General features: G+C 38.0%; 2 protein-coding genes. Both read left to right on the top strand.

Going from position 1 to position 1267, the window contains the following annotated elements:
- On the top strand, positions 1–234 hold a 234-nt coding region (locus V7R35_RS17765; protein ID WP_334016219.1), incomplete at its 5' end, for a DUF3718 domain-containing protein.
- 237 nt (positions 235–471) lie between these two features.
- A complete protein-coding gene (locus tag V7R35_RS17760) occupies positions 472–939 on the top strand; it encodes a hypothetical protein (protein WP_334016218.1) in 468 nt (155 codons plus the stop codon).
- Positions 940–1267: the final 328 nt, after the last annotated feature.

Below are 1267 nucleotides of genomic sequence, written 5' to 3'. Positions count from 1 at the left end.
GATTACAAATTAAAGCTACGTGACTACTACTCTGGTATTTCATGTAACGGCCAAAGCCTTATTCGTACAGCAATTACGAGCGATGCTGTTGAAGTAGGTACACTACTTGTTAAGAAAATGCCAAGCAAAGAGCTAACGCAGCCAGAAGCTGATGGCAAAACACTACAAGCGTGGATTGCAGAACAAGGCCTTCAAGACTCGCCTATTTCTGCAACGCTTAACGACAGAATTTAGTAACGGTTTAGCATAAAACTTCACCTAACCGTGTGAACCAGTTCAACATGGTTGCAGCGTAAGCTGCACACAAAGGCTCCTTTCAGGAGCCTTTTTCTTTTCTAATCACTTTCAGTTTTTTCTACGTGTATATTCCTGCCACTGATAGCTCTTGCCTATCACTAAGTACACTTGAACCCTTATAAGAATTATTTAACTATATGTTTGTAAAACATTAACATCGTTAAAGGAGAAGGTATGTTTACACAAGAAATGGTGCACACTGCGCTACAAACATGGTGCGACAATGTTGTCGCAGTAGGCAAGGTTCACCAAGAAGGTGGAGACGTAGAAGCGTTCGCCAATAAAGTGTTGTCAGAAAACTACGATTACGATAACGGCAAGGTACTTTTTAAGCCTACACTTTGTTTCGGAGAGCAGACTTTCAGACCAACGAAAGAAGGTGCACTTTCTTACTTCGTAGGTGGTAACGACAAATTTCCGAATGATGGTGGCTTTAAACTTAAACCATGGGTTAAAGTTTGGTTTAGTAAAGAAGATTTTGTTTTATACAAAGAAATGGCCATCGTTCAATGCAATGTTCATTTTATCGGCGCAGACGACAGTCACATTTTCGTAAACAAAAGCTTTGTATTTAAGCTTTGCGAAGATGGAAAGGTACGAATTGTGCTACACCAATCATCTCTGCCTTATCAACCAGACTAATTATTATAAAGCGCGGTAAAGGCCGCGCTTTTTTATTCACACAGAAAGTACCAACAACCCCTTCCTTTTCAACATACGCAAACAATGACTGACAACCTTTATTAAAAAATTAAAGTCATTTAATTTCAAGAGCTTAATAAATTCCGCATTGTCACTTCTCGTTAAAAGGTATTGCTTAAAATACGTTGTTATTACTCGGTATGTTTTTTACTCAAGCATTTTAGTTTTTACTTTTACTCGAGCAAACAAAAACCAATTAACCTATAACGAAGGATTTTAACCATGTTGAAAATTGTTAAAACTTCTCTTGTACTTGCAGCATCTACTT

It is taken from the genome of Alteromonas sp. S167, from assembly GCF_036864375.1.
Classification (GTDB): domain Bacteria; phylum Pseudomonadota; class Gammaproteobacteria; order Enterobacterales; family Alteromonadaceae; genus Alteromonas.
Note: the sequence above shows the minus strand (reverse complement) of the source record. Positions and strands in the feature narration are given on the sequence as shown.

Excerpts from the sequence above, each read along its gene's own strand:
- V7R35_RS17760 (WP_334016218.1), top strand. The coding sequence starts at position 472 with ATGTTTACACAAGAAATGGTGCACACTGCGCTACAAACATGGTGCGAC.